Origin of the sequence: Variovorax restrictus (assembly GCF_051216715.1) — a bacterium.
Taxonomy (GTDB): domain Bacteria; phylum Pseudomonadota; class Gammaproteobacteria; order Burkholderiales; family Burkholderiaceae_C; genus Variovorax.
In genome coordinates, this window is sequence record NZ_JBPJZH010000001.1 from 41,795 (window position 1) to 63,587 (window position 21,793).

General features: G+C 67.8%; 22 protein-coding genes. 5 read left to right on the top strand and 17 right to left on the bottom strand.

The window, feature by feature from the left end; genetic code table 11:
* Positions 1-3: 3 nt before the first annotated feature.
* Genes mrdA through ACSFA0_RS00225 form a run of 4 tightly spaced genes read right to left on the bottom strand, consistent with a single transcriptional unit; the run spans position 4 to position 4,619 of the window.
* A complete protein-coding gene (gene mrdA / locus ACSFA0_RS00210) occupies positions 4-1,977 on the bottom strand; it encodes a penicillin-binding protein 2 (protein WP_435448218.1) in 1,974 nt (657 codons plus the stop codon).
* Between the two features lie 54 nt (positions 1,978-2,031).
* The gene (mreD, locus tag ACSFA0_RS00215; protein WP_435448219.1) at positions 2,032-2,553 is read right to left on the bottom strand and encodes a rod shape-determining protein MreD; all 522 of its coding nucleotides are present in this window, start codon (positions 2,551-2,553) and stop codon (positions 2,032-2,034) included.
* A complete protein-coding gene (gene mreC, locus ACSFA0_RS00220) occupies positions 2,550-3,560 on the bottom strand; it encodes a rod shape-determining protein MreC (RefSeq protein WP_435448220.1) in 1,011 nt (336 codons plus the stop codon). Before mreC ends, mreD begins: the two co-directional genes overlap by 4 nt.
* Before the next feature lie 15 nt (positions 3,561-3,575).
* Entirely contained in the window at positions 3,576-4,619 is a 1,044-nt protein-coding gene (locus tag ACSFA0_RS00225; RefSeq protein WP_262075790.1) for a rod shape-determining protein, read from the bottom strand.
* A gap of 214 nt (positions 4,620-4,833) precedes the next feature.
* Between ACSFA0_RS00225 and gatC the strand changes: the two genes are divergently transcribed.
* The 3 genes from gatC to gatB are packed head-to-tail and all read left to right on the top strand — an operon-like array spanning position 4,834 to position 8,166.
* Complete coding sequence (gatC, locus tag ACSFA0_RS00230; protein ID WP_435448221.1) at positions 4,834-5,133, top strand: Asp-tRNA(Asn)/Glu-tRNA(Gln) amidotransferase subunit GatC; 300 nt, start codon at positions 4,834-4,836, stop codon at positions 5,131-5,133.
* Positions 5,130-6,620, top strand: a complete 1,491-nt coding sequence (gatA, locus tag ACSFA0_RS00235; protein WP_435448222.1) for an Asp-tRNA(Asn)/Glu-tRNA(Gln) amidotransferase subunit GatA — start codon at positions 5,130-5,132, stop codon at positions 6,618-6,620. The genes gatC and gatA overlap by 4 nt, the downstream gene beginning before the upstream one ends.
* A gap of 1 nt (position 6,621) precedes the next feature.
* Positions 6,622-8,166: an Asp-tRNA(Asn)/Glu-tRNA(Gln) amidotransferase subunit GatB gene (gene gatB, locus ACSFA0_RS00240; protein WP_435448223.1), complete on the top strand. Its 1,545-nt coding sequence runs from the start codon at positions 6,622-6,624 to the stop codon at positions 8,164-8,166.
* A gap of 6 nt (positions 8,167-8,172) precedes the next feature.
* Here gatB and ACSFA0_RS00245 read toward each other — a convergent pair whose 3' ends face one another.
* Together ACSFA0_RS00245 and pyrE are read right to left on the bottom strand one after the other, a co-directional pair.
* Positions 8,173-8,787, bottom strand: a complete 615-nt coding sequence (locus ACSFA0_RS00245; RefSeq protein WP_435448224.1) for a DUF4124 domain-containing protein — start codon at positions 8,785-8,787, stop codon at positions 8,173-8,175.
* Positions 8,788-8,859: 72 nt separating this feature from the next.
* Positions 8,860-9,543: an orotate phosphoribosyltransferase gene (gene pyrE / locus ACSFA0_RS00250; protein ID WP_435448225.1), complete on the bottom strand. Its 684-nt coding sequence runs from the start codon at positions 9,541-9,543 to the stop codon at positions 8,860-8,862.
* Between the two features lie 11 nt (positions 9,544-9,554).
* Here pyrE and ACSFA0_RS00255 point away from each other — a divergent pair, with 11 nt between their 5' ends.
* Positions 9,555-10,358, top strand: coding sequence for an exodeoxyribonuclease III (locus tag ACSFA0_RS00255; RefSeq protein ID WP_435448226.1), 804 nt, complete (start codon positions 9,555-9,557; stop codon positions 10,356-10,358).
* A 117-nt stretch (positions 10,359-10,475) separates the two neighbouring features.
* Here the strand turns inward: ACSFA0_RS00255 and ACSFA0_RS00260 are convergent, their stop codons facing one another.
* From ACSFA0_RS00260 to ACSFA0_RS00295, 8 genes are all read right to left on the bottom strand, one after another.
* Positions 10,476-10,904: a DUF3830 family protein gene (locus ACSFA0_RS00260; RefSeq protein WP_435448227.1), complete on the bottom strand. Its 429-nt coding sequence runs from the start codon at positions 10,902-10,904 to the stop codon at positions 10,476-10,478.
* An 84-nt stretch (positions 10,905-10,988) separates the two neighbouring features.
* Positions 10,989-11,729, bottom strand: coding sequence for an ABC transporter permease (locus ACSFA0_RS00265; RefSeq protein ID WP_435448228.1), 741 nt, complete (start codon positions 11,727-11,729; stop codon positions 10,989-10,991).
* On the bottom strand, positions 11,726-12,607 hold the full coding sequence (locus ACSFA0_RS00270; protein WP_435448229.1) for an ABC transporter ATP-binding protein: 882 nt from the start codon (positions 12,605-12,607) through the stop codon (positions 11,726-11,728). Before ACSFA0_RS00270 ends, ACSFA0_RS00265 begins: the two co-directional genes overlap by 4 nt.
* 25 nt (positions 12,608-12,632) lie before the next feature.
* Entirely contained in the window at positions 12,633-13,754 is a 1,122-nt protein-coding gene (atzD, locus tag ACSFA0_RS00275; protein ID WP_435448230.1) for a cyanuric acid amidohydrolase, read from the bottom strand.
* Positions 13,751-15,220, bottom strand: coding sequence for a dihydroorotase (locus ACSFA0_RS00280; protein WP_435448231.1), 1,470 nt, complete (start codon positions 15,218-15,220; stop codon positions 13,751-13,753). Before ACSFA0_RS00280 ends, atzD begins: the two co-directional genes overlap by 4 nt.
* Positions 15,221-15,230: 10 nt before the next feature.
* On the bottom strand, positions 15,231-16,022 hold the full coding sequence (locus tag ACSFA0_RS00285) for an SDR family NAD(P)-dependent oxidoreductase (protein WP_435448232.1): 792 nt from the start codon (positions 16,020-16,022) through the stop codon (positions 15,231-15,233).
* 31 nt (positions 16,023-16,053) lie between these two features.
* On the bottom strand, positions 16,054-17,088 hold the full coding sequence (locus ACSFA0_RS00290; RefSeq protein WP_435448233.1) for an ABC transporter substrate-binding protein: 1,035 nt from the start codon (positions 17,086-17,088) through the stop codon (positions 16,054-16,056).
* A 3-nt stretch (positions 17,089-17,091) separates the two neighbouring features.
* On the bottom strand, positions 17,092-17,967 hold the full coding sequence (locus ACSFA0_RS00295) for a cysteine hydrolase family protein (protein ID WP_435448234.1): 876 nt from the start codon (positions 17,965-17,967) through the stop codon (positions 17,092-17,094).
* 118 nt (positions 17,968-18,085) lie between these two features.
* On the opposite strand from ACSFA0_RS00295, the gene ACSFA0_RS00300 reads away from it, so the two are divergent.
* Complete coding sequence (locus tag ACSFA0_RS00300) at positions 18,086-18,979, top strand: LysR family transcriptional regulator (RefSeq protein WP_435448235.1); 894 nt, start codon at positions 18,086-18,088, stop codon at positions 18,977-18,979.
* Positions 18,980-18,989: 10 nt separating this feature from the next.
* Here ACSFA0_RS00300 and ACSFA0_RS00305 read toward each other — a convergent pair whose 3' ends face one another.
* The 3 genes from ACSFA0_RS00305 to ACSFA0_RS00315 all read right to left on the bottom strand — a co-directional run bounded on the left by ACSFA0_RS00305 (position 18,990) and on the right by ACSFA0_RS00315 (position 21,632).
* A complete protein-coding gene (locus ACSFA0_RS00305) occupies positions 18,990-20,057 on the bottom strand; it encodes a porin (RefSeq protein ID WP_435448236.1) in 1,068 nt (355 codons plus the stop codon).
* 167 nt (positions 20,058-20,224) lie between these two features.
* Positions 20,225-20,956, bottom strand: coding sequence for a GntR family transcriptional regulator (locus ACSFA0_RS00310; RefSeq protein WP_435448237.1), 732 nt, complete (start codon positions 20,954-20,956; stop codon positions 20,225-20,227).
* 10 nt (positions 20,957-20,966) lie between these two features.
* Positions 20,967-21,632 (bottom strand): cysteine hydrolase family protein, encoded by a 666-nt coding sequence (locus ACSFA0_RS00315; RefSeq protein ID WP_435448238.1) that lies wholly within the window; start codon positions 21,630-21,632, stop codon positions 20,967-20,969.
* Positions 21,633-21,793 lie beyond the last annotated feature (161 nt).

Consider the following 21,793-nt stretch of genomic DNA (forward strand, 5'->3'; position numbering starts at 1 on the left):
GACTCAGGGCGCCGTCGCCGGGACGTTCGCAGCCGCAGGCGGCCACGCCACCTCGCTCGCCACGCGCGGCTTGCCGATCGGTGCCGTCGCCTTGCCCACCCGGACCGCCGCCATGTCGGCCTCGCTCGGGTACTGATTCATCAACCAGTAGTCCATCACGCGGCGTGCGAGCGGGGCGGCCGCACCGGCGCCCCAGCCGGCGTTCTCGACGATCACCGCCACCGCGATCTTCGGGTCGTTGGCCGGTGCGAAGCCCATGAACAAGGCGTGGTCCCGCTGATGCTCCTCCAGCGCCTTGGCGTTGTACTTGGTGTTCTGAGCCTGCGTCACGGCCTGCGCCGTGCCGGTCTTGCCGGCGGCCTGGTAGCCCGCGCCCGCGAACACACCGCGCGCCGTGCCGCTGGTGACGACGCTCACCAGGCCTTCGCGCACCACGGCCACGTTGGCCGGTGAATAGCCCAGGCTTTCCGCGGGCGGCTGGATCACGGACTTGATCTGGCCGGTGACCGTGTCGCGGGTGGCGAGCACCAGATGCGGCCGATGCCGCACGCCGCCGTCGGCCACGATCGCCGTGGCCTGGGCGAGCTGCAGCATGGTGAAGGTGTTGTAGCCCTGGCCGATGCCCAGCGAGATGGTCTCGCCCGCGTACCACTTCTTCTGCTCGGCCCGCTTGTAGGCGTTGCGCTTCCACTCGGTGCTGGGCAGCACGCCGCGCAGCTCGCCGCCCAGGTCGATGCCGGTGATCTGCCCGAAGCCCAGCGGCTTCATGAAGTCGTGGATCTTGTCCACGCCCATCTCGTTGGCCAGCGAGTAGTAGTAGATGTTGCTCGACAGCTGGATCGACCGGCGCATGTCGACGCCACCGATGTTGCCTTCGGGGCTGCCGAAGCGACGTCCGCCGAAGTTGAAGTAGCCGGGGTCGTTGACCACGACATTGGGGCCGCGCGAGCCGGTCTCGAGTGCCGCCAGCGCCATGAAGGGCTTGTAGGTCGAGCCCGGCGGGTAGGTGCCGCGCAGCGCACGGTTGAGCAGCGGCTTGTCGAGCGACTCGCTCAACTCCTTCCAGCTCTCGGTGTCGATGCCCTCGACGAAGAGATTGGGGTCGAAGGTCGGTTTGCTGACGAAGGCCAGCACTTCGCCGGTCTTGGGGTTGATGGCCACCAGCGCACCGCGCCGGTCGCCGTACATGTCCTCGACCAGTTTCTGAAGCTTGATGTCGAGCGACAGCATCACCGTGTCGCCCGGTGTCGACGGGTGGCTGGACAGCCGGCGCACCGCCCGACCGCCCGCCGAGGTTTCCATCTGCTCCACGCCGGTCAGGCCGTGCAGCGTCTGCTCGTAGCTCTGCTCCACGCCGAGCTTGCCGATGTAGTCGGTGCCCTTGTAGTTGGCGATTTCTTCCTCCGGCCACTCTTCCATCGCTTCCTTCTCGCGCTGGTTGATGCGGCCGATGTAGCCGAGCACATGGCTCGCCGTCTCGGCGTACGGATAGTTGCGAAACAGCCGCGCCTTGATCTCGACGCCCGGAAAGCGATAGCGCTGGGCCGCAAAACGGGCGACTTCCTCGTCGGACAGCCGCGTGCGGATCGGCACCGAGTCGAAGCTGCGCGAATCCTCGCGAAGGCGCTTGAAGCGGCGACGGTCGCGCGGCGTGATGTCGACCACCTCGGCCAGCGCGTCGATGGTGTCGTCGACCTTGCCAGCCTTCGACGGCGTGATCTCCAGCGTGTAGGCCGAGTAGTTCGACGCCAGAACGACCCCGTTGCGGTCGAGGATCAGGCCACGGTTGGGCACCACCGGCACCACCGCGGTTCGGTTGCTCTCGGCCTGCTCGGCCAGGTCGGTGTGACGCACCACCTGCAGGTAGACCAGCCGCGCGCAGAGCAGCCCGAAGGCGGTGAGCACCACCAGGCCGATGACGATCACGCGCCGCTTGAAGCGGGCGAGGTCGGCGGCGACATTGCGGATCTCGGTCATGCGGGAGCAAGGCTACGCGCGCAGCGCGCGTGGAGCAAGTTCACTGTAGCCACGTCACAGGGGCCGATTGGCGTCGGGCTCCGGCGTGCGCCGCTGCGGCGCCAGCAGGATGAGGCTGACGAGCGGCCAGAGCACCGCCTCGATCAGGGGCGCGATCATCATCGACCAGCCCGGGAACACGCCGCCGCCGATCATGCGGATGGCCAGCTCGATCAGGTGCGACACCGCGAAGAGCGGCAGCACCTGCGGCATCTGCGACAGCACCGGATACCACAGCAGGCGGCGGTGCATCATGATCGCGAAGAAGCCCAGCGTGGTGTACGACAGCGCATGCTGGCCGAGCATGGCCGACTGGTGCACGTCCATGCACAGACCGAAGACGAAGGCCGCGCCGATGCCGATGCGCGCCGGCTGGTGCACGCTCCAGAAGACGATCACCAGCGCCAGCAGGTCGGGCGCCCAGGCCGCGCGGCCCATGGGCACCATGTCGAGCAGCATCGCGACGATCAGGCTGGACCAGATGAAGACCGGGTTGACGGGCAGCAGCAGCTGCTGCTGGCCGGGACGCATGATCATGGCGTGCCCCCTTCGCGGCGTGCGGCGGGCGGTTTGGCAGGCGGTTTGGCGGATGTCGCGCCGGAGGCGGCCGACGCCTTGGGTTTGGCGGCCGGTGCGCTTTTGGCGCTCGCTGCCGACGCCGCCGCCGCGGCCGAGCGCATCGACGCCGCGCTGCCGATCGGCGTGAGCACCAGCACATAGCGCGCCGCCGTCACCTGCGCGAGCGGCAGGCAGTAGATGCGGGCGAAGCCGGAATCGGCGCGGCGCTCGATGCGCTCGATCTTCGCGACCGGAAGGCCGGAGGGGTAGACGCCGTCGACCCCACTGGTGGCGAGCAGGTCGCCCTCCTGCAGGTCGGCATTGGCCGCCACGAAGCGCAACTCGAGACCGCCGCCGTGCGCACTGGCATCACCGAAGGCCACGCTGCGCGCGCCGGTACGGGTGTTCTGCACCGGGATGGAAAGGTCCCGGTCGATCACCAGCGTGACCTCGCTGCTGAAGGGCAGCACCTGCGTCACCTGGCCGATCACGCCACGCTCGTCGATCACCGGCGAGCCGGGGGCGATGCCGCTAGACAGGCCCTGGTCGATGACGACCTTTCGGGTGTACGGGTCGGCCGCGTCGTAGAGGACCTCGGCCGCCCGGCCGGGTGTCTGCGTCGTCTGACGCAGTTCGAGCAGCGAGCGCAGCCGTTCGTTTTCCGTGGCCAGGCTGTCGGCATGGCCGGCGCGTTCGGCCTGCAGCGCCAGCGCACGCCGCGCGTCGGCTTCGTTGCGCTGGGCGGCCTGCAGGTCTTCGAGGTAGCTGCCGCCCTGGGCGAACAGCTGCACTGGCTTGAGCGCGAGCCACTGGAAGGGATACAGCACCGCGCCGACCCCGGCACGCAACGGCTGCGTCAGATGAAATCGCGCATCGGCCACCATCAGAAACACGGCCAGTGCGCTGAAGAAGATCAGCTTGCTGAGCGCCGACGGGCCCTGGTGAAAGAGCGGTGGCGCGGAGCGATCCAGCGTGCCGAGCGGCATACGCGGTCGCCGGGGTTATTCCGACGTGAAGATGCTGCCGAGGCGGTCCATGCGCTCGAGGGCGATGCCGCAGCCGCGCACCACGCAGGTCAGCGGGTCTTCGGCGACCAGCACCGGCAGGCCGGTTTCCTCGGCCAGCAGGCGGTCGAGGTCGCGCAGCAGCGCGCCCCCGCCCGTGAGCATCATTCCGCGCTCGGCGATGTCGGCGCCCAGTTCGGGCGGCGTCTGTTCCAGCGCGTTCTTCACGGCCGAGACGATGTTGTTGAGCGGGTCGGTCAGGGCTTCCAGCACTTCGTTGCTGCTGATGGTGAAGCTGCGCGGCACGCCTTCGCTGAGGTTGCGCCCCTTGACTTCCATCTCCTTGACCTCGGAGCCAGGGAAGGCCGAGCCGATGGTCTTCTTGATGACTTCGGCCGTCGGCTCGCCGATCAGCATGCCGTAGTTGCGGCGGATGTAGTTGATGATGGCCTCGTCGAAGCGGTCGCCGCCCACGCGGACGCTGCCCTTGTAGACCATGCCGCCGAGCGAGATCACACCCACTTCGGTGGTGCCGCCGCCGATGTCGACGACCATCGAGCCGGAGGCTTCGGACACCGGCAGGCCGGCGCCGATGGCCGCGGCCATGGGTTCTTCGATGAGATAGACCGAGGTGGCACCGGCCGCTTCGGCCGCGTCCTTGATGGCGCGGCGCTCGACCTGGGTCGAGCCGCAGGGCACGCAGATGATGATGCGCGGGCTGGGGGCGAGCAGCGAACGCGGGTGCACCATCTTGATGAACTGCTTGATCATCTGCTCAGTGATCACGAAGTCGGCGATCACGCCGTCCTTCATCGGGCGGATCGCCTCGATGTTGCCGGGCACCTTGCCCAGCATCGCCTTGGCTTCGCGGCCGACCGCCTGGATCACCTTCTTGCCATGCGGGCCGCCTTCATGGCGGATGGCCACGACCGAAGGCTCGTCCAGCACGATGCCCTTGTTGCGGGCGAAGATCAGGGTGTTGGCGGTGCCCAGGTCGATGGCGAGGTCGGTCGAAAAGTACCGACGGAAAGCTCCAAACATGTGGAATTCCTTGGGAGCACGGCATGCGCGTCGGCAGGTCGTCGCTCTATTTTTTGGGTCGTCTGACGGGATGGATTGATGGTTTTTGCAGCAAAAGCCGGCGCGTTCGCGGGGGTTGCGGCAAAGGCGGGATAATACCCGAATCCCCTGGACTTCCCCCGCTTTTCGCCCCTCGGCGGGGCCGGTTTCGACACCGTTTCGCCCTCATTTTCGAATGTCACTCACCTCCACCGATATCGCCCGCATCGCCACGCTGGCGCGCCTCCAGCTGGCGCCCGAAGAAAGCACGCGACTGCAGGGCCAGATCAACGGCTTCTTCGACCTGGTCGAGAAGATGCGCGCCGTCGACACCACCGGCCTCGAGCCGCTGGCGCACCCCGTGGCTGCCATCGAAGACATCACCCTGCGCCTGCGCGACGACGTGGTGAGCGAGCCCAACCACCGCGAAGCCAACCAGCAGAGCGCGCCCGCCGTCGAGCGCGGCCTGTTCCTCGTGCCGAAGGTGATCGAATGAGTGCGAACCTGCATCAACTGGGCGTGGCCGGCCTCGCCAAGGCACTGGCCGCGCGCGAGGTGTCGGCGGTCGAGGCCGCGCAGCATTTCCTGCAACGCATCGATGCGCACCAGGCGCTGGGCGCCTTCGTCGCGGTCGATGCCGACGTGACGCTGGCGCAGGCCCGGGCCGCCGACGCGCTGATCGCCAAGGGCAACGCACCGGTACTGGCCGGCGTGCCGATCGCGCACAAGGACATCTTCGTCACCACCGACTTCCCCACCACCGCCGGTTCGCGCATGCTGGCGGGCTACCGCTCGCCGTTCGACGCGACCGTGGTGCGCAAGCTGGCCGAGGCCGGCGCCGTGACGCTGGGCAAGCTCAGCTGCGACGAGTTCGCCATGGGCTCGGCCAACGAGAACGTGGCGGTACCCGCTGTCGGTTCCGACGCCGTTGTGCCCGTGCGCAACCCGTGGGACACGACCCGCATCCCGGGCGGCTCGTCGGGTGGCAGCGCAGCTGCAGTCGCAGCGCGCCTGGCACCGGGCGCCACCGGCACCGACACCGGCGGCTCGATTCGCCAGCCCGCGTCCTTCTGCGGCATCACCGGCATCAAGCCGACCTACGGCCGCGCCTCGCGCTACGGCATGGTCGCCTTCGCCTCCAGCCTCGACCAGGCCGGCGCGATGGGCCGTTCGGCCGAAGACTGCGCGCTGCTGCTGTCGGCGATGTGCGGCCCCGACCTGGACCGCGACTCCACCTCCATCGACCGGCCGGCCGAAGACTATTCGCGCGCGCTGACCGGCTCGCTCGAAGGCCTGCGCATCGGCGTCCCGAAGGAATTCCTGGGCGATGGCGTGGCGCCCGGCGTGCGCGCCGCGGTCGATGCGGCCCTGGCCGAGTACGAGAAGCTGGGCGCCAGGCGCGTGGCCGTCACGCTGCCGCGCACCGAGCTGTCGATCCCCGTGTACTACATCCTCGCGGCGGCCGAGGCGTCGAGCAACCTGAGCCGCTTCGACGGCGTGAAGTTCGGCCACCGCGCCAAGGACTACCGCGACCTCGCCGACATGTACGGCAAGACGCGCGAAGAAGGCTTCGGCGACGAGGTCAAGCGCCGCATCATGATCGGCACCTACGTGCTGAGCCACGGCTACTACGACGCCTACTACCTGCAGGCGCAGAAGGTGCGCCGCATGATCGCCGACGATTTCCAGCAGGCCTTTCAGCACTGCGACGTGATCGCCGGCCCGGCCGCACCGACCGTGGCCTGGAAGCTCGGCGAGCACGGCGACGATCCGGTCGCCGACTACCTGGCCGACATCTTCACGCTGCCCGCCTCGCTGGCCGGCCTGCCCGGCATGAGCCTGCCCGCGGGCTTCGGCGAAGACGGCATGCCCGTCGGCCTGCAATTGATCGGCAACTACTTCGCCGAGGCGAAGCTGCTGAACGCGGCGCACCGCTTCCAGCAGGCCACCGACTGGCATGCCCGCGCGCCCGAGGAAATCTGAGATGAGCGACCCCGTGAACACATTCGAAGCGCAGCAGGAAGGCCGCCCGACCGGCCCGCTGGTGCAGGGCTATGAAGTCATCATCGGCTTCGAGACGCATGCGCAGCTGTCGACTGCCAGCAAGATCTTCAGCCGCGCCTCCACCGCCTTCGGCGCCGAGCCGAACACGCAGGCCTGCGCCGTCGACCTGGCGCTGCCGGGCACGCTGCCCGTGATGAACAAGGGCGCGGTCGAACGCGCCATCAAGCTGGGCCTGGCGCTGGGCTCGACCATCGCGCCACGCAGCGTCTTCGCGCGCAAGAACTACTTCTACCCCGACCTGCCCAAGGGCTACCAGATCTCGCAGTTCGAGATCCCGGTGGTGCAGGGCGGCGCGGTCAGCTTCTTCGTCGGCGACGAATCCAAGACCGTGCGCCTGGTGCGCGCGCACCTGGAAGAAGACGCCGGCAAGTCGCTGCACGAGGACTTCATCGGCCAGTCAGGCATCGACCTGAACCGCGCCGGCACGCCGCTGCTGGAGATCGTGACCGAGCCCGACATGCGCTCCACGGCCGAGGCCGTGGCCTATGCCAAGGAGCTGCACAAGATCGTCACCTGGATCGGCATCTGCGACGGCAACATGCAGGAAGGCAGCTTCCGCTGCGACGCCAACGTGTCGGTGCGCAAGCCCGGCGCCAAGCTGGGCACGCGCCGCGAGATCAAGAACCTGAACAGCTTCAAATTCATGCAGCAGGCGATCGACTACGAGATCCGCTGGCAGATCGAGGAGATCGAGGACGGCCGCGCGATCCAGCAGGCCACCGTGCTGTTCGACCCCGACACCGGCGAGACCCGCGCGATGCGCACCAAGGAAGACGCGGCCGACTACCGCTACTTCCCCGACCCGGACCTGCCGCCGTTGGCGATCGCGCAGGAGTGGATCGAGCGGGTGCGTGAGGCAATGCCCGAGTTGCCGCGCGCCATGGCGGAGCGCTATGTGGCGACGCACGGCCTGTCGGCGTACGACGCCGCGCAGCTCACGCAAAGCGTGGCGCTGGCGCAGTACTTCGATGCAGCGGTGGCCGCGGGCGCGGCGCCCAAGCTGGCCAGCAACTGGATTACTGGGGAGATTGCAAAGCGTTTGAATGCGCAAGACATCGAAATCGGTTCCGCACCGGTCAGCGCAACGATGATTGCAGCGCTGATCCGCCGCATCTCGGACAGCACTATTTCCAACAATGCAGCGAAGCAGGTATTCGATGTGTTGTGGGCTGCGGGAGAGTTCAGCGGCGCACCGTTGCCAGCCGAATATGTTGCCCGCGCGACCGATGACTTGTCTCGGATCGATGCCGTGATCGAAGCCAAGGGCCTCAGGCAGATGAGCGATTCCAGCGCGCTGGAAACCATCATCGACGGCGTCCTCGCGACCAACGAGAAGAACATCGCCGAATACCGCGCCGGCAAGGACAAGGCCTTCAACGCGCTGGTCGGTCAGGTCATGAAGGCCAGCCAGGGCAAGGCCAACCCCGCGCAGGTCAATGCGCTGCTCAAGGCCAAGCTGGGCTGAAGTCGATCAGCGGCCGGCGCCGCCGCCAGCAGCCGTCGCCGACCACAGCGGCTTGAGCCGCGCGCGCTCCTCGTCGAAGCGCGCGTTCACGCGCTTCTTCTCTTCTTCCTGCGCCGCAATGAAGCGGTTCTGGATCGCGACGCTCTGCTCGCTGTCGTCGAGCTTGCGGCGCAACGACGGCGGGGCCTTGCTCGGGTCCTTCTTGTAGAACTCCATCTCGTCGTCGATGCCCTGGCGCTCCTTGCCCAGCTCACCGAGCCGCTTGCGGGCAGCGTCGATGACCGCGTCGATCTGGAGCATCGCCTCCGCACGCTCGCGCTCGTGTGCGGCCGGGTTCGGGTAACGCATCATCAGCGCCCGCTCACGCCGACGCTCTTCATTCAACCGCGACGCCTGCAGCGCGGCCTGACGCGCGCGTTCTTCACGCTCGGCCTGTTCGCGGGCGGTGTAGGTCGGCTCGAGCGTGCGGCGCACCGTGCCGCTGGGGCCGAGCTCGCGCTGCTCACGGTCGATGCAATCGGGGATCGGGCGGTCGGCGGTGATGGTGCGTCCGCGGCTGTCGGTGCAGCTGTAGATGCCGGGCGATGCACTGGCGCCTTGCGCCGAAGCGGAAGCGGCCATCACACACAGCGACCAAGTCGCCCACAAGGTTCGTTTCGGCAGCAGCATCCGTTCTCCCGTGACGGTCCGACTTCAGGCAGCGCCGTAGCGCTGGCGGTATGCCAGCACCTTGTCGCGGTGAGCGTCGAGTTCGCCGCCGCCGCGCTCGGCCAGGTACTTTAGCAAGTCGTCCAGGCTGGCGATCGACAGCACCTGCATCCCCAGCTGGTTCTGCACGTATTGCACGGCGCTGTGGGCCACATCGACGCCGTCTTCCGTCGCCATTTCCTGTCGGTCCAGGGCGATGACGACCGCATGCGGCGTGGCCCCGGCCTGGCGGATCGTCGCGATCGATTCGCGCACCGCGGTGCCGGCCGACATCACGTCGTCGACGATCAGCACCCGCCCCTGCAGCTTGGCGCCGACGAGCGTCCCGCCCTCGCCATGGGTCTTGGCTTCCTTGCGGTTGTAGGCGAAGGGCACGTTGCGCCCGCGCCTGGCGAGCTCGGCGGCCAGCACCGCGCCCAGGGGAATGCCCTTGTAGGCCGGGCCGAACAGCATGTCGAACTCCAGGCCGCTGTCGATCAGGCGCTCTGCATAGAATTCCGCCAGCCGCAGCATCTTGGCGCCGTCGTCGAACAGACCGGCATTGAAGAAGTAGGGACTGAGCCGTCCGGCCTTGGTCTTGAATTCGCCGAATCGCAGCACGCCGGCGTCGAGCGCGAACTGCACGAAATCCAGCGCGAGCCTGTCGCCCGCCCCCTTCACCTCAGCCATCGGGAATTCCTTTGTTCAAACTGACCAGCCTCAACCTCAATGGCCTGCGTTCGGCCGCCACCAAGGGCGTGGCCGACTGGGTGGCCGAACTGGCGCCGGATTGTATTTGCATGCAGGAGATCCGGGTCCAGGCCAGCGACATCGAAGGCCGCTTCGAAGAGATGGCCGGCCTCAAGGGCCACTTCCATTTTGCGGAGAAAAAGGGTTACGCCGGTACGGCGATCTACACGAAGCATGCGCCGAGCGAGGTCGTGGTCGGATGGGGTGATGCCGAGTTCGACGCCGAAGGCCGCTACCTCGAACTGCGCTTCGACACGCCGGCGCGCAAGCTGTCGATCATCAGCTGCTACTTCCCGAGCGGCTCGTCCGGCGAAGAGCGCCAGGCCGCCAAGTTCCGCTTCCTCAAGGGCTTCTTCCCTCACCTGAGCGCACTCAAGCGCGAGCGCGAGTTCATCCTCTGCGGCGACATCAACATCGCCCACCAGGAGATCGACCTGAAGAACTTCAAGGGCAACATGAAGAACAGCGGCTTCCTGCCCGAAGAGCGCGCCTGGATGACCCGCCTGCTCGACGCGGGCGCCGACGGCGCGGGCCTGATCGATGTCTACCGCCAACTCAAGCCCGACACCACGGGCGAGGCCTACACCTGGTGGAGCAATCGCGGCCAGGCCTACGCGAAGAACGTGGGCTGGCGGCTGGACTACCACCTGGCGACTCCGGCGCTCGGCGCGCTGGCGCGGCACGAGTCGATCTACAAGACGGTGAAGTTCAGCGACCATGCGCCGATCACGGTGGACTACGAGTTCACGCTGTAGCCACGGCGCAAGACGTGCGAAGGAACCGCCGCGAGCGGCCCCAGCTTGCGTCGAGGACCGGAGCCGCACTGCCGTGCGGTGAGGACCACAGATGCGAGATCGGGTCGCGCAGCAGGTTCATTCGCACGTCTGGAACACCACGTCCTGCGCGCCTTCCCACAGCACCTTCACGCCGAGCGCGCGAAGGTTTTCCTTGCCTTCGACGATAGTGAGGAAGTGGTTGCCGGCCAGTTGTCCCATCTTGCTGGCGAAGCTGCAGGCGCCGTAGGCCAAGATGATTTCCGTCTCGCTATAGCCGCCCGGGTAGAACAGGATGTCGCCGACCGACGGGTGGCTGGTGTGGTTCTCGAAGCCCACGGGCGTGCCGTCGTTCTCCAGCTTGAATTCGCCCAGCGGCACCCAGCAGCCTTCGCCGCTCCAGCGCACGTGGATCAGCTTTTGCCGGTACGGCAGCAGCTTCAAGAAAGCGGCCACGGTGAGGGGCGCGTCGGGATGGGTTTCGGCGATGAATTCATAGCCGCCGGCGGTGATCTTGAGTCGGGTCATGGGTCGATTGTCGAGGCAAAAAAATGCGTGGGTGCGAAGGCGCTCAGCCCATCGCCAGGTCGGTCTTGCGCTGCGACCAGCCGGTCACGCGCTGTTCGACAAGTGAAGAGATGCCATAGAGCACCACGCCCATCGCCGCCAGCAGAAAGAGTCCTGCGACACCATCGGCACGTCGAAGTTGCCGCTGGCGATCATCATCACGGTGCCGATGCCCTTGTTAGACGCCACCGTCTCGGCCAGCACCGTGCCGACAAAGGACAGCGTGATCGCGATCTTGAGCGACGCGAACAGGTAGGGCATGGCGCGCGGCAGGCCGACGTTCCACAGGATGTCGCGCTTGCGCGCGCCGAGCACGCGCAGCACGTCTTCGAGTTCGGGCTCGGTGCTGGCCAAACCGGTGGCGACGTTCACCACCACCGGGAAGATGCTGATGACCATCGACGTGAGGATGGCCGGCACCGTGCCGGCGCCGAACCACACGACGAAGAGCGGCACCACCGCCACCTTCGGGATGCTGGAGAAGCCGACCAGCAGCGGGTAGGTCACGTCATAGGCCAGCTTCGACGAGCCGATGCCGACACCGATCACGATGCCGGCGAGCACGCCGAAGGCGAAGCCGACGAAGGTGGTGTAGAGCGTCTGCAGCGCGTGCGGCCACAGCAGCGGCATCTTCTCGATCAGCACGGCCGCGATCTGGCTGGGGCGCGGCAGGATGAGGTCGGACACGCCGAAGGCGAGGCAGACCACTTCCCACAACACGAAGAAGCCGACGAGTGCGGCGGCGGACAGGATGCGTTGGCGCACAACCGGAGACAGCGCGTTCATGCCGCCACCTCTTCGATCACGGGCGCTGTCACGACAGGCGGCGGCGTCGCATCGCCGTCGCGCCGGGCCTCGGCGATGCGCATGCGCAGCTGTTGCACCAGCGTCGCGAACTCGGGCGCGTAGCTGCTCTCGAGCGTGCGTGGCCGGGTGAAGCCGACATCGCGCGTCTCCAGGATGCGGCCGGGCCGCGAGCTCATCACGCAGATGCGGTTGGCGAGATAGGCCGACTCGCGCAGGTCGTGCGTCACCAGCAGCACCGTGGGGCGGCGCGCCATCCAGAGGCTCTGCATGATGTCCCACAGCTCCTCGCGCGTGAACTGGTCGAGCGCGCCGAAGGGCTCGTCGAGCAGCAGCAGCTCGGGTTCGTGCACCAGCGCACGGCACAGCGACGCGCGCTGCAGCATGCCGCCCGACAGCTGCCACGGCCGCTTGTCGCCGAAGCCCTTGAGGCCGACCTGCGCGAGCAGCGCGTCGACGCGGTCCCGGTACTCGCCCTTCTTCTTCTTCGCGAAATCCTGGCGGAAGGGCTGGACGATCTTCAGCGGGATCATCACGTTCTCGCGGATCGTGAGCCAGGGCAGCATGGTCGGGTTCTGGAAGGCCAGGCCGATGCGCAGGCGCGGGGCCTGCGACGCGTGCGCGGCGGCCGGCTTTGTGCCCACGGTACCGACCTCGCGCCCTCCGGCGATCACCGCGCCGGAGGTCGGCTTCAACAGCCCTGCCACCAGCTTGAGGATGGTCGACTTGCCGCAGCCGCTCGGCCCCACCAGCGCGACGAAGTCGCCCTCGGCGATGCCCAGCGTGGTGTGGTCGAGCGCGATGGTGCCACCGCCGTAGCGCAGCATCACGTCGGAGAGTTGGATGAAGCTCTGGCTCATGGTGTCTTTCGGGAAAGGGGTTCGCTCAGGAAGAGGGCATGCGCACGATGGCCGCCACCGGCCCGCCGCCCGGCGGCCCCTGGTGTTCGGCGCCGCCCGATACGTAGAGCGCCGTGCGCCCGACGACCGAAGCCAGCACGCCGCCGACGGCCGCGCGCGCATGGCGCGTCGAGTTGATGTCGGAGTCGTTGAGCATGGTATGGCGCGCGCCGCGCACACGGCCGTCGGGGCTGGCCTCGGCCTTGGCGAGCAGGTTGACCAGGCGCGATGCGATGGCGTCGGCATCGCGCTCCGGGTCGAGCCCGAAGTGCGTGCGCAGCAGCGTGCGCACCCCCGTCGCATCGACCGCGTCGCGCATCACCGTGTGGCCGATGCGGAAGGCCGACGCACTGCCTTGGGCCTCGCCCAGCACGATGACGACGTTGCCTTCGAGCTCGATGCCGGCCGACACCGACGCGCGCGCCGAATGCAGCGTGGCGTCGTGCAGCACCGCCGCATCGCTCAGGCGCTCGGGCGCGATCTCACCCAATGCCAGGCCCACGCCCAACGCCGAGGCGCCGCGCGAATACCCCATCGATTCGTAGGTGTCGCGCGTGACCGGCTCGGCGCCGCGCCGCAGCGCATCGTCGACCTTGGCCGAGGTGAGCAGCGGGCACTTCACCTGCGCGAAGTGCACGTCGGCCGCGTCGGCGATGCCGGCGTCGCGCATGGCGTCGCGCACCGCATCGGCGGTGGCCTGCACCTGCGCCATGCGGCCCATCTCTTCCGGCGCGAAGTCGCGCGTGTGGGCGATGCCGACGACGAGGCGTTTCTCGCCGTGCCCCTTTTCGGCATCGACCTGCTCGCGCGTGAACACCGTGAAGTGCGGCGACAGCACACCCTCGGTGCCGCCCGACATCACCAGCGCGACACGCGCGTGCACCGCCTCGGCCGTGCAGCCCAGGTGCGGCGCCAGGAAGTGGCACCAGGCCGTGGCCGCGAAGTCGCGCGTGTGGTCGTTGACGCAGCCGTTGCCTTCGGTCTTGCCCATCACCGCGACGATGCGGCGCGGGTCGATGTCGCCCGTGTCGATCAGCGCCTGCACGCCGCTCAAGTCGCCGGGGCCACGACAGGCGACGACGTGCACGCCGACTTTCTGGCCGCTCATGACGCGCTCCAGTCCACCTCGCCCACCGGCACCGCGGTGCGCGGCACGCCGGGCGGCGTCTCGAGGATGGCGCTGCTGTAGTGCTCGGTGTTGCGCGGCTTCGCCATCGGCATCTTCTGCGCCGTCTTCACCGAGCGGCCCCAGCCCACGGCATCGGTCACCAGCTTGCCGTCGCGCATCACGAAGCGGCCGCGCAGCAGCGTGTGCAGCGGGTAGCCCTTCACGGGGCGACCGTTCCAGGGGGAGATCTTGCTGATGCTCTGCAGCTTGTGCTGCGACAGCACGCCCGCGCGTTCCATGTCGACGAAGGCGATGTCGGCATGCGCGCCCGGGGCGATCACGCCCTTGGGACCGTAGATGCCCCAGGCCTTGGCCGGTGCGACCGCACTCCAGCGCACGTAGTCCATCAGCGAGGCGCGGCCGCGGTTCACCTCGGTGAGCATCAGCGGCATCTGCGTCTCGACGCCAGGGAAGCCGCAGTCGCAGTCCCAGATGCTCTCGCGCGTCTTTTCTTCGGGCGTGTGCGGCGCGTGGTCGGTGGCGATCATGTCGAGCGTGCCGTCCATCAGCGCGTCCCACAGCGGCTGGTTGTGGCGCGCCTCACGGATCGGCGGGTTGAGCCGCATGACGCCGCCGAGCTTCAACATGTGGTCGGTGTTGAGCAGCAGGTACTGCGGGCAGGTTTCTGCCGTCACGTCGACGCCGCGGCGCTTGGCCTCGCGCAGCAGGAAGAGCGAATCGGCCGCGCTGTGGTGCGCGATGTGCACACGCGCGCCGGTCCACTCGGCCAGCGTGAGCACGCGGCCGATGGCCTCGATCTCGGCCACGGCGGGGCGCGCCGCCAGGTGCGCCATCGCGTCGATGCGGCCGGAGCCCTGCATCTTCTTCTGGCGGCGAAACAGGATCGATGAGTTCTCCGCGTGCACCACCGTGCGGATGCCCAGCGGCGCCAGCTTCTCGAAGCCTTCGAGCAGCGCGCCGTCTGTCGGTGCCGGCAGGTTGCCGAAAGTGTTGCCGACGAAGGCCTTGAAGCTGGTCACGCCGGCATCGAGCAGTTCCTCGAGCCGGTCGACGGTGTCGTCCCCCAGCAGGCCGTGGATGCCGAAGTCGCAGTACGAGGCCTCGGCCGCCTTCTGCTTCATGCGCAGCGCCTCGAGGGTGCCGGTGGCCGGGTTGGTGTTGGGCATCTCGAAGACGGTGGTCACGCCGCCCATCGCGGCCGCGGCCGAGCCGGTCTTCCAGGTTTCCTTGTGGGGGTAGCCCGGGTCGCGGAAGTGCACGTGGCTGTCGATGGCGCCGGGCAGCAGGTACAGGCCGTCGGCGCGCATCTCTTCGCGCGCGGGCGGCATGGTGTCGTCGTGACCGACGGCGACGATGTGTTCACCGGCGATTGCCACCGAGGCTTCGATGATCTGGTCCGGCGACACGATGCGCGCGCCGCGGATGACGAGGTCGACTTCTTTCATGCGGCGCTCCTTACAGTGCGGCCCAGCCGCCGTCGACGGGGAGGTCGACACCGGTGATCTGTTTGGAAACTTCGCTCGCCATGAACAGGCAGGCGTTGGCGACATCGGTGTCGGTCGACACGCGCTTGAGCGCGTAGTCGGCGGCGTGGCGCGTCATCGCCTCTTCCAGCGTGATGCCCAGCTTCTCGGCCATGTTGGCGCACACCTTCTCGCGAAAGCGCGGGCCGTCGACCATGCCGGGCGCCACGTTGTTCACGTTGATGTTGTAGGGGCCGGCTTCGAGCGCGAAGCTCTTGGTGATGCCGCGCAGGCCCCACTTCGACGCCGAATAGGCCGTGCGCCCGGCCCGCCCGCGCAGGCCGAAGGTACCGCCCACGTTCACGACCTTGCCGCTGCGGCGCTCGATCATCGACGGCAGCACCGCGTGGATGGTGTTGAAGCAGCCGGTCATGTTGAGCTCAACGATCTCGTTGAACTCGTCGGTCGTGGTTTCCCAGCCGGTCTTGCCGATCGGGCCGGAGCCGCCGGCCACGTTGACCAGCACGTCGATGCGGCCGAAGGCCTTCAGCGCCGCCGCAGCGAGCGCCTCGGTCTGCTCGGACTTCGTGAGGTCGCAGGGCACCACGATGGCTTCGGCACCGAGTGCGCGGGCTTCGGCCGCCACGGGTTCGATGGCGGCGGTGTCACGCCCGGCGAGCACCAGCTTCGCGCCTTCGCGCGCGAAGGCCAGCGTGATCGCGGCGCCCATGCCCTTGGCCGGGCCGGTGATCAGCGTCACCTTGTCTTTGAGTTGTAGGTCCATGGAAAGTCTCTTGTAGGGATGGCGTTGGGGATCAGGGTGCGGCGGTGGTCGAAGGCCGTTCGGCGCGCGCCGGCATGAAGTTGCGGTCAAACACTTCCTTGGTCTCGGGCAGGCGCGGCAGCTGGTTGGCGTCGGCGACGATCGCGATGTTCTTCTTCAGGCGTTCCTCGTCGACGTCGCCCAGGCCGAGGCGGGCGACCTCGGGATGGCTCATGTCGTTCTTGAGCGTGGCGAGCAGCTTCTCCTTCTCGACCTCGCGCTTGAGCAGCGGCTCGCGCTTCATGACGGCGTCCATGCCGACCTCGGGGTTCGCGATGACTTCCTTGACGGCACGGTTGAGCGCCTTCACGAAGCCTTGCACCGCCTTGGGGTTCTCCTTGACGAAGCTGCGCGCGAAGAACACGGTGTTGGAATACAGGTCCATGCCATGGTCGCCGTAGCGGATGAAGCGCAGGTCCTTGGCCGGGTCCAGGCCCATGCCCTTGGCGCTGAAGCTCACGGTGGTCACGTAGCCGAAGCCGGCGTCGATCTGGCCGCGCACCAGCATCTGCTCGCGCAGGTTGGGCGCCATGTTGGTGATGGTCACCTTGCTCGCGTCGATCTTCGCGATCTTGGCGAAGGCGGGGAACAGCTTCAGCGCGCCGTCGTTCGCCGGGCCGCCGATGGTCTTGCCTTCGAGGTCCTTCGGCGTCTTGATGGGGCTGTCGCTCTTCACCACGACCGTGAAGGGCGGCGTGTTGTAGAGCATGTACACGCCCACCGGCGCGTCGGCCGGGCGCTTGGACGCCAGGTCGATCAGCGCGTTCATGTCGCCGAAGCCGGCCTGGTAGGCACCGGCCGCGACCTTGGGGATGGAGGCGGCGGAGCCTTCGCCCTGGTCGATGGTGACATCGAGGCCCTCTTCCTTGAAGTAGCCCTTGTCCTGCGCCAGGAAGAACCAGGCCTGCGCGCCTTCGTACTTCCAGTTGAGCACCATCTTGATCGGCACCTGGGCCGACGCGTTCGTGGCGGCCAGTGCCAGTGCGAGACCGCAGGCCGAGAGCAGCGGGGATGAAAGGAATTTCATGGGTCAGGACTCCTGAGGGTTGGATGGAGAAGAACGAGAGGAAGCGGATGAAGGCAACGCGCGCATCAACGAGGCCGCGCTCGCAACGAAGCCGTGCAGCAGCTCGACGATGTAGAGCACGCCCTTGGTGACATAGGCGGGAGACGGCGTGCTGCACGCGTCCTGCAGCAGCACGCAGTCGTAACCGAGGAAGGCGGCGTCCTGCAGCGTCGAGAACACGCAGCGGTCGGTGTTGATGCCGGCGAAGACCAGCGTGGTGATGCCCTGCTGGCGCAGCACGCTGTCGAGCTCGTTGTCCCAGAAGCCTGAAAGCCGGTGCTTGTGGACCGTGAGGTCGCCGGGCGCGACGGTGAGTTCGTCGATCACCTGCGCACCCCAGCTGCCCTGCACCAGCGAGGGGCCGTGGTCGATGGGTGAGGCCTCGGCGTAGCCCACGCCGTCGGCACTGCGCTTGCCCTTGAAGTGGATGGTCGGCGACAGGTTCGCCCGGTCGGCGCGGATCCCCCAGTTGAGCCACACCAGCGCGCCACCGGCTTGGCGCCAGGCCGGCAGCAACTTCTGCAGCACCGGGATCGGTCGGCGTGCCGCCTTGATGCCCAGACCCTTCTGCGCGAACCAGCCTTCGGGGTCGCAGAAGTCGTTCTGCATGTCGACCACGATCAGCGCCGTGCGGGCCAGGTCGATCTCGACGGGCTGCGGCATGGCGTCGGCGATCGTCAACGGCCGCGGCTTGCGCGCCTTGCGCACGAGGCTGACGCGCGGCGCGGTGGCACCGCCCTGCAGTTGCCAGGCGTTGTGCACCGCCGGGCCGAAGGATGCCGCGATGTCGGGCGTCGTCGGCGCCAACTTGGGGCGTGGGGAGCGCGAAGGAGCTTTCATGCCGAAAGCCACGCACCCGACGTGCCAAACAGTGCGCTGCTTTGACGCTTTATCGCGTCACGACCGTTGCCGAAATGGCACCATTGGCTGCGGCACGATCGTTGCAAGATCCACCCGCATGAACCATCTGCGCCTGCTGCGCTACGTCGACGAAGTGGCCCGCGTGGGCTCGATCCGCCAGGCGGCCGAACGGCTGCACGTCGCACCGTCGGCGGTCAACCGCCGCATCCAGGACATCGAGGAAGAACTCGGCACGCCGATCTTCGAGCGCCTGCCACGCGGCATGCGGCTGACCGCGGCGGGCGAGCTGTTCGTGCGCTACATCCGCGACCGCAGCGCTGAGCTCGACCGCGTGCGCTCCGAGATCGAGGAACTGCAGAGCCTGCGCCGCGGCACGGTCCGGCTGGTGGCCAGCCAGGCACTGGCGCCGCGCTTCCTGCCGGCGGCTATCGCGGCCTTTCGCAAGACCCATCCGCTGGTCGCCTTCGAGGCGCGCATCGGCGACCACGTGCAGGCGGCCGACGCGCTGCGCGGCCTCGAAACCGAACTGGCCATCGTCTTCAACCTCGCGCCCGAGCCGGACCTCGACCGCATGGCCGTGGTCGAGCAGAAGCTGATGGCGGTGATGCACGCGAAGCATCCGCTGGCGCACACACCGGGCCTGCGGCTGCGCCATTGCGCGGACTATCCGGTGGTGCTGCCCAACCGCGACACGGGTGGGCGCCAGTTGCTGGAGCGCTTTCTAGCGCGCAGCTCGATCCGCTTCCAGCCAATGGTGGAGAGCAACAGCTTCGAGTTCCTGCGCGGCTGCCTGGACGACCGCGCGTCGATCTCGTTCCAGATGGCGATCGGTACGGCGCTGGACGACCCGAACATCGTCGCGCGCGAGATCGAGGACCGCGGCTTTCCACGCGGCGAACTGGTGCTCGCGAACCTGCGCGGGCGCCAGTTGCCGGTGATCGCCTATGCGTTTGCCGAGTTCCTGCGCGAGCGCCTCGTGGCGCTCGGCTGAAAGCGACCGATCAGAAGCTGTGGCGAACGCCGAACTCGTAGCCCGTCACGTTGCGGCCGGCCGCGATGGTCGGGCTGGCCAGCGAAGACGACGACACGGTGAGGCCGCGCGTGGCGCGGTCGTCGTTGTCGACGCGTGCGACGGTGGCGTAGAGCTGCGTGCGCTTCGACAGGTTGTAGCCGTAGCCCAGCGCGACGCGGTTCGAGTCCGCATCGGAGATGTCCTTGCGCTTGTACATGCTGTAGGCCGCGCGGATTTCGCCGGCACCCACGGGCACGGTTGCACCGATCTCGTACAGCTCGACCTTGCGGCCGTTGCCGCGTTCCGAAGCGATCAGCAGCATCGGCTTGACGAAGCCGAAGTTGTACGACGCGCCGATGTTGGTGGCGCGGTAATCGATGTCGGCCGTCGTGGTGCCGCCGCGCACCTGGCCATAGCCCAGCGCCACGTTCAGCGGACCGGCGGCGTAGCCAATGCGGAAGCCCGCGCTGTTGCGCAGCGACTCGTTGGTGATGGCCGGGGTGTCGACCTGTTCGCCGAAGGCGTACTGCACCTGGCCGTAGATGCCGCCGAGCGTGGCCGGCAGCAGGTAGTTGATGCTGTTGCTCGCACGCTTGGGCGCGCTGCCTTCGGGCGTACCGGCGGCCGACGTGGCGCTGCCGACGAGGTTGGAACCGTTCACGCCGCCGACGCCGACGTCGCCGAAGGGGTCGAAGGTTTCGATGTTCAGGTACGCCGGCACCTTGTCGCGACCCAGGCGCAGTTCGCCGAAGGCGTTGCTCGACAGGCTCACCGTGGAGCGGCGGTCGAAGGAATAGCCGCTGCTGTTGCCGTTGTCGGCAGCGATGCCGCCTTCGAGCCAGAAGCCGGCCGCGAGACCGCCGCCGAGATCTTCCGTGCCGCGGAAGCCCAGGCGGCTGCTGGACACGCCACCACTGGAGAGGCCGGTCACGCTGTTGCCGCCGCTGGAGATGTGGGCCACGGACGTATCGAGCACACCGAAGAGGGTGACGGTGGACTGGGCGAATGCGCCCGCTGCGGCGGTCAGTGCCGCAACGGCGACGAGTGTCTTTTTCATGGAGTGGATCTCTTCAAGGATGAGGGATCACCGGCGTGACAAGGGCGTGTCGCCCGTCGCTTGCCGGCGGGCTCCGCGTCGATGCGAGGAGCCAGCGCCCATTAGAAAAACACTCTGTGACAAGCCCGGGAAGCCCGCACGCGCCCGTGGGAGATTGCGGGCCTCGATTACCGCGCGATGCTTTGTCCGTTACGACGCGCGAGGTGCATCTGGTGCAGCGTGATCTTGCGCACCTCGGCCTGGCTGGTCTCGATGTGCGCACGCAGCAGCATCGCAGCCTGGTCGCCGCGGTTAGCGCGCACGGCCTTGAGGATCTTCGCGTGCTCGTCGTAGGTGGCGTCGATGCGCGGCTGCTTGGTGAAGTCGAGCCGTCGGATGATGCGGATGCGATCGGTCACGTCGCGGTGCACGCGGGCCATCTCGGCATTGCCGGCCGCGGCCACCAGCGCGCAGTGAAAGTCCTCGTCCCACAGGCCGACCTGCACGGTGTCGCTGCTGCGCTGCGCGGCGGGCACGAGCCAGATGCCGGCCAGCGCATCGAGCATGCCGCGGTCGACATGGCGATCGGTCTCGCACAGGCGGTGCACGGCCGTCGTTTCCAACACCATGCGCAAGTCGTAGAACTGCTCGAACTGGTCGAAGTCGAAGGGCAGCACGCGCCAGCCGCTGCGGAACAGCACTTCGACGAAGCCTTCCTGCTGCAGCCGGAACAAGGCTTGCCGCACCGGCGTGCGCGACACGCCGAGACGCTCGCTGATCTCGTTCTCGGTGAAGCGGTCACCAGGGACCAACTTGAATTCGGAGATGTCGCGCTTGAGCTGCGCGTAGACCTCGTCGGCGCGCGTGCGGAACACGGCAACGTCGGGGTCGAGGGGCGAGGTGGGAGCGAGGACGGACACGGGGTCGATGTTAGCCCTTGAGCGCCGCCAGCAGCTGCGCGCTCGATGTCGTCCAGCCGACGATGGCGCCCTGCGCGCGGATCATCTCGATGGCCGCGGCCTTGAAAGCGGGGAAGTAGCTTTCGGTGCAGTCCTCGAGCAGCAGTCCGTCGTAGCCGCGGTCGTTGGCCTCGCGCATGCTGGTCTGCACGCACACCTCGGTCGTCACGCCGCCAAACAGCAGGTGCGTGATGCCGCGCGCCTGCAGCTTCTCATGCAGGCCGGTGGCGTAGAACATGCCCTTGCCCGGCTTGTCGATGACCCATTCACCGGCGATGGGTGCGAGCGCGTCGATGATCTGGTTGCCCGGCTCGCCCCTGACGAGGATGCGGCCCATCGGGCCTTCGTCGCCGATGCGCAATGTCGGGTTGCCGCGGTTCAACTTGGCAGGTGGGCAGTCCGACAGATCGGGATGGTGCGACTCGCGCGTGTGGACCACCAGGCCACCTGCCTCTCGCCATGTCTCGAGCACGATCTTCGTCGCCGGCACGATGGCTTCGAGCAGCGACACGTCGTTGCCCAGGGTCTCGCCGAAGCCACCAGGCTCGATGAAGTCGCGCTGCATGTCGATGAGGACCAGCGCGGTCTTCTGCAGGTCGAAGTCGTAGGGGAAGGGTTGGGCTTGTTCTATGCGCATGGGATGCCTTCGCCGGCTTGTTCGTTGATGTGCGGGGAGCGTCGGTGGGCGGTCTACCTTTGGGCGGCAGACGTCTCCGGTCCTTCGGACTTCGCTGCTGCTCCTCGCGTCAGGCGGGGTCCGCGCAAACTCGCTGCGCTCAAACACGCGCGGCCCTGATC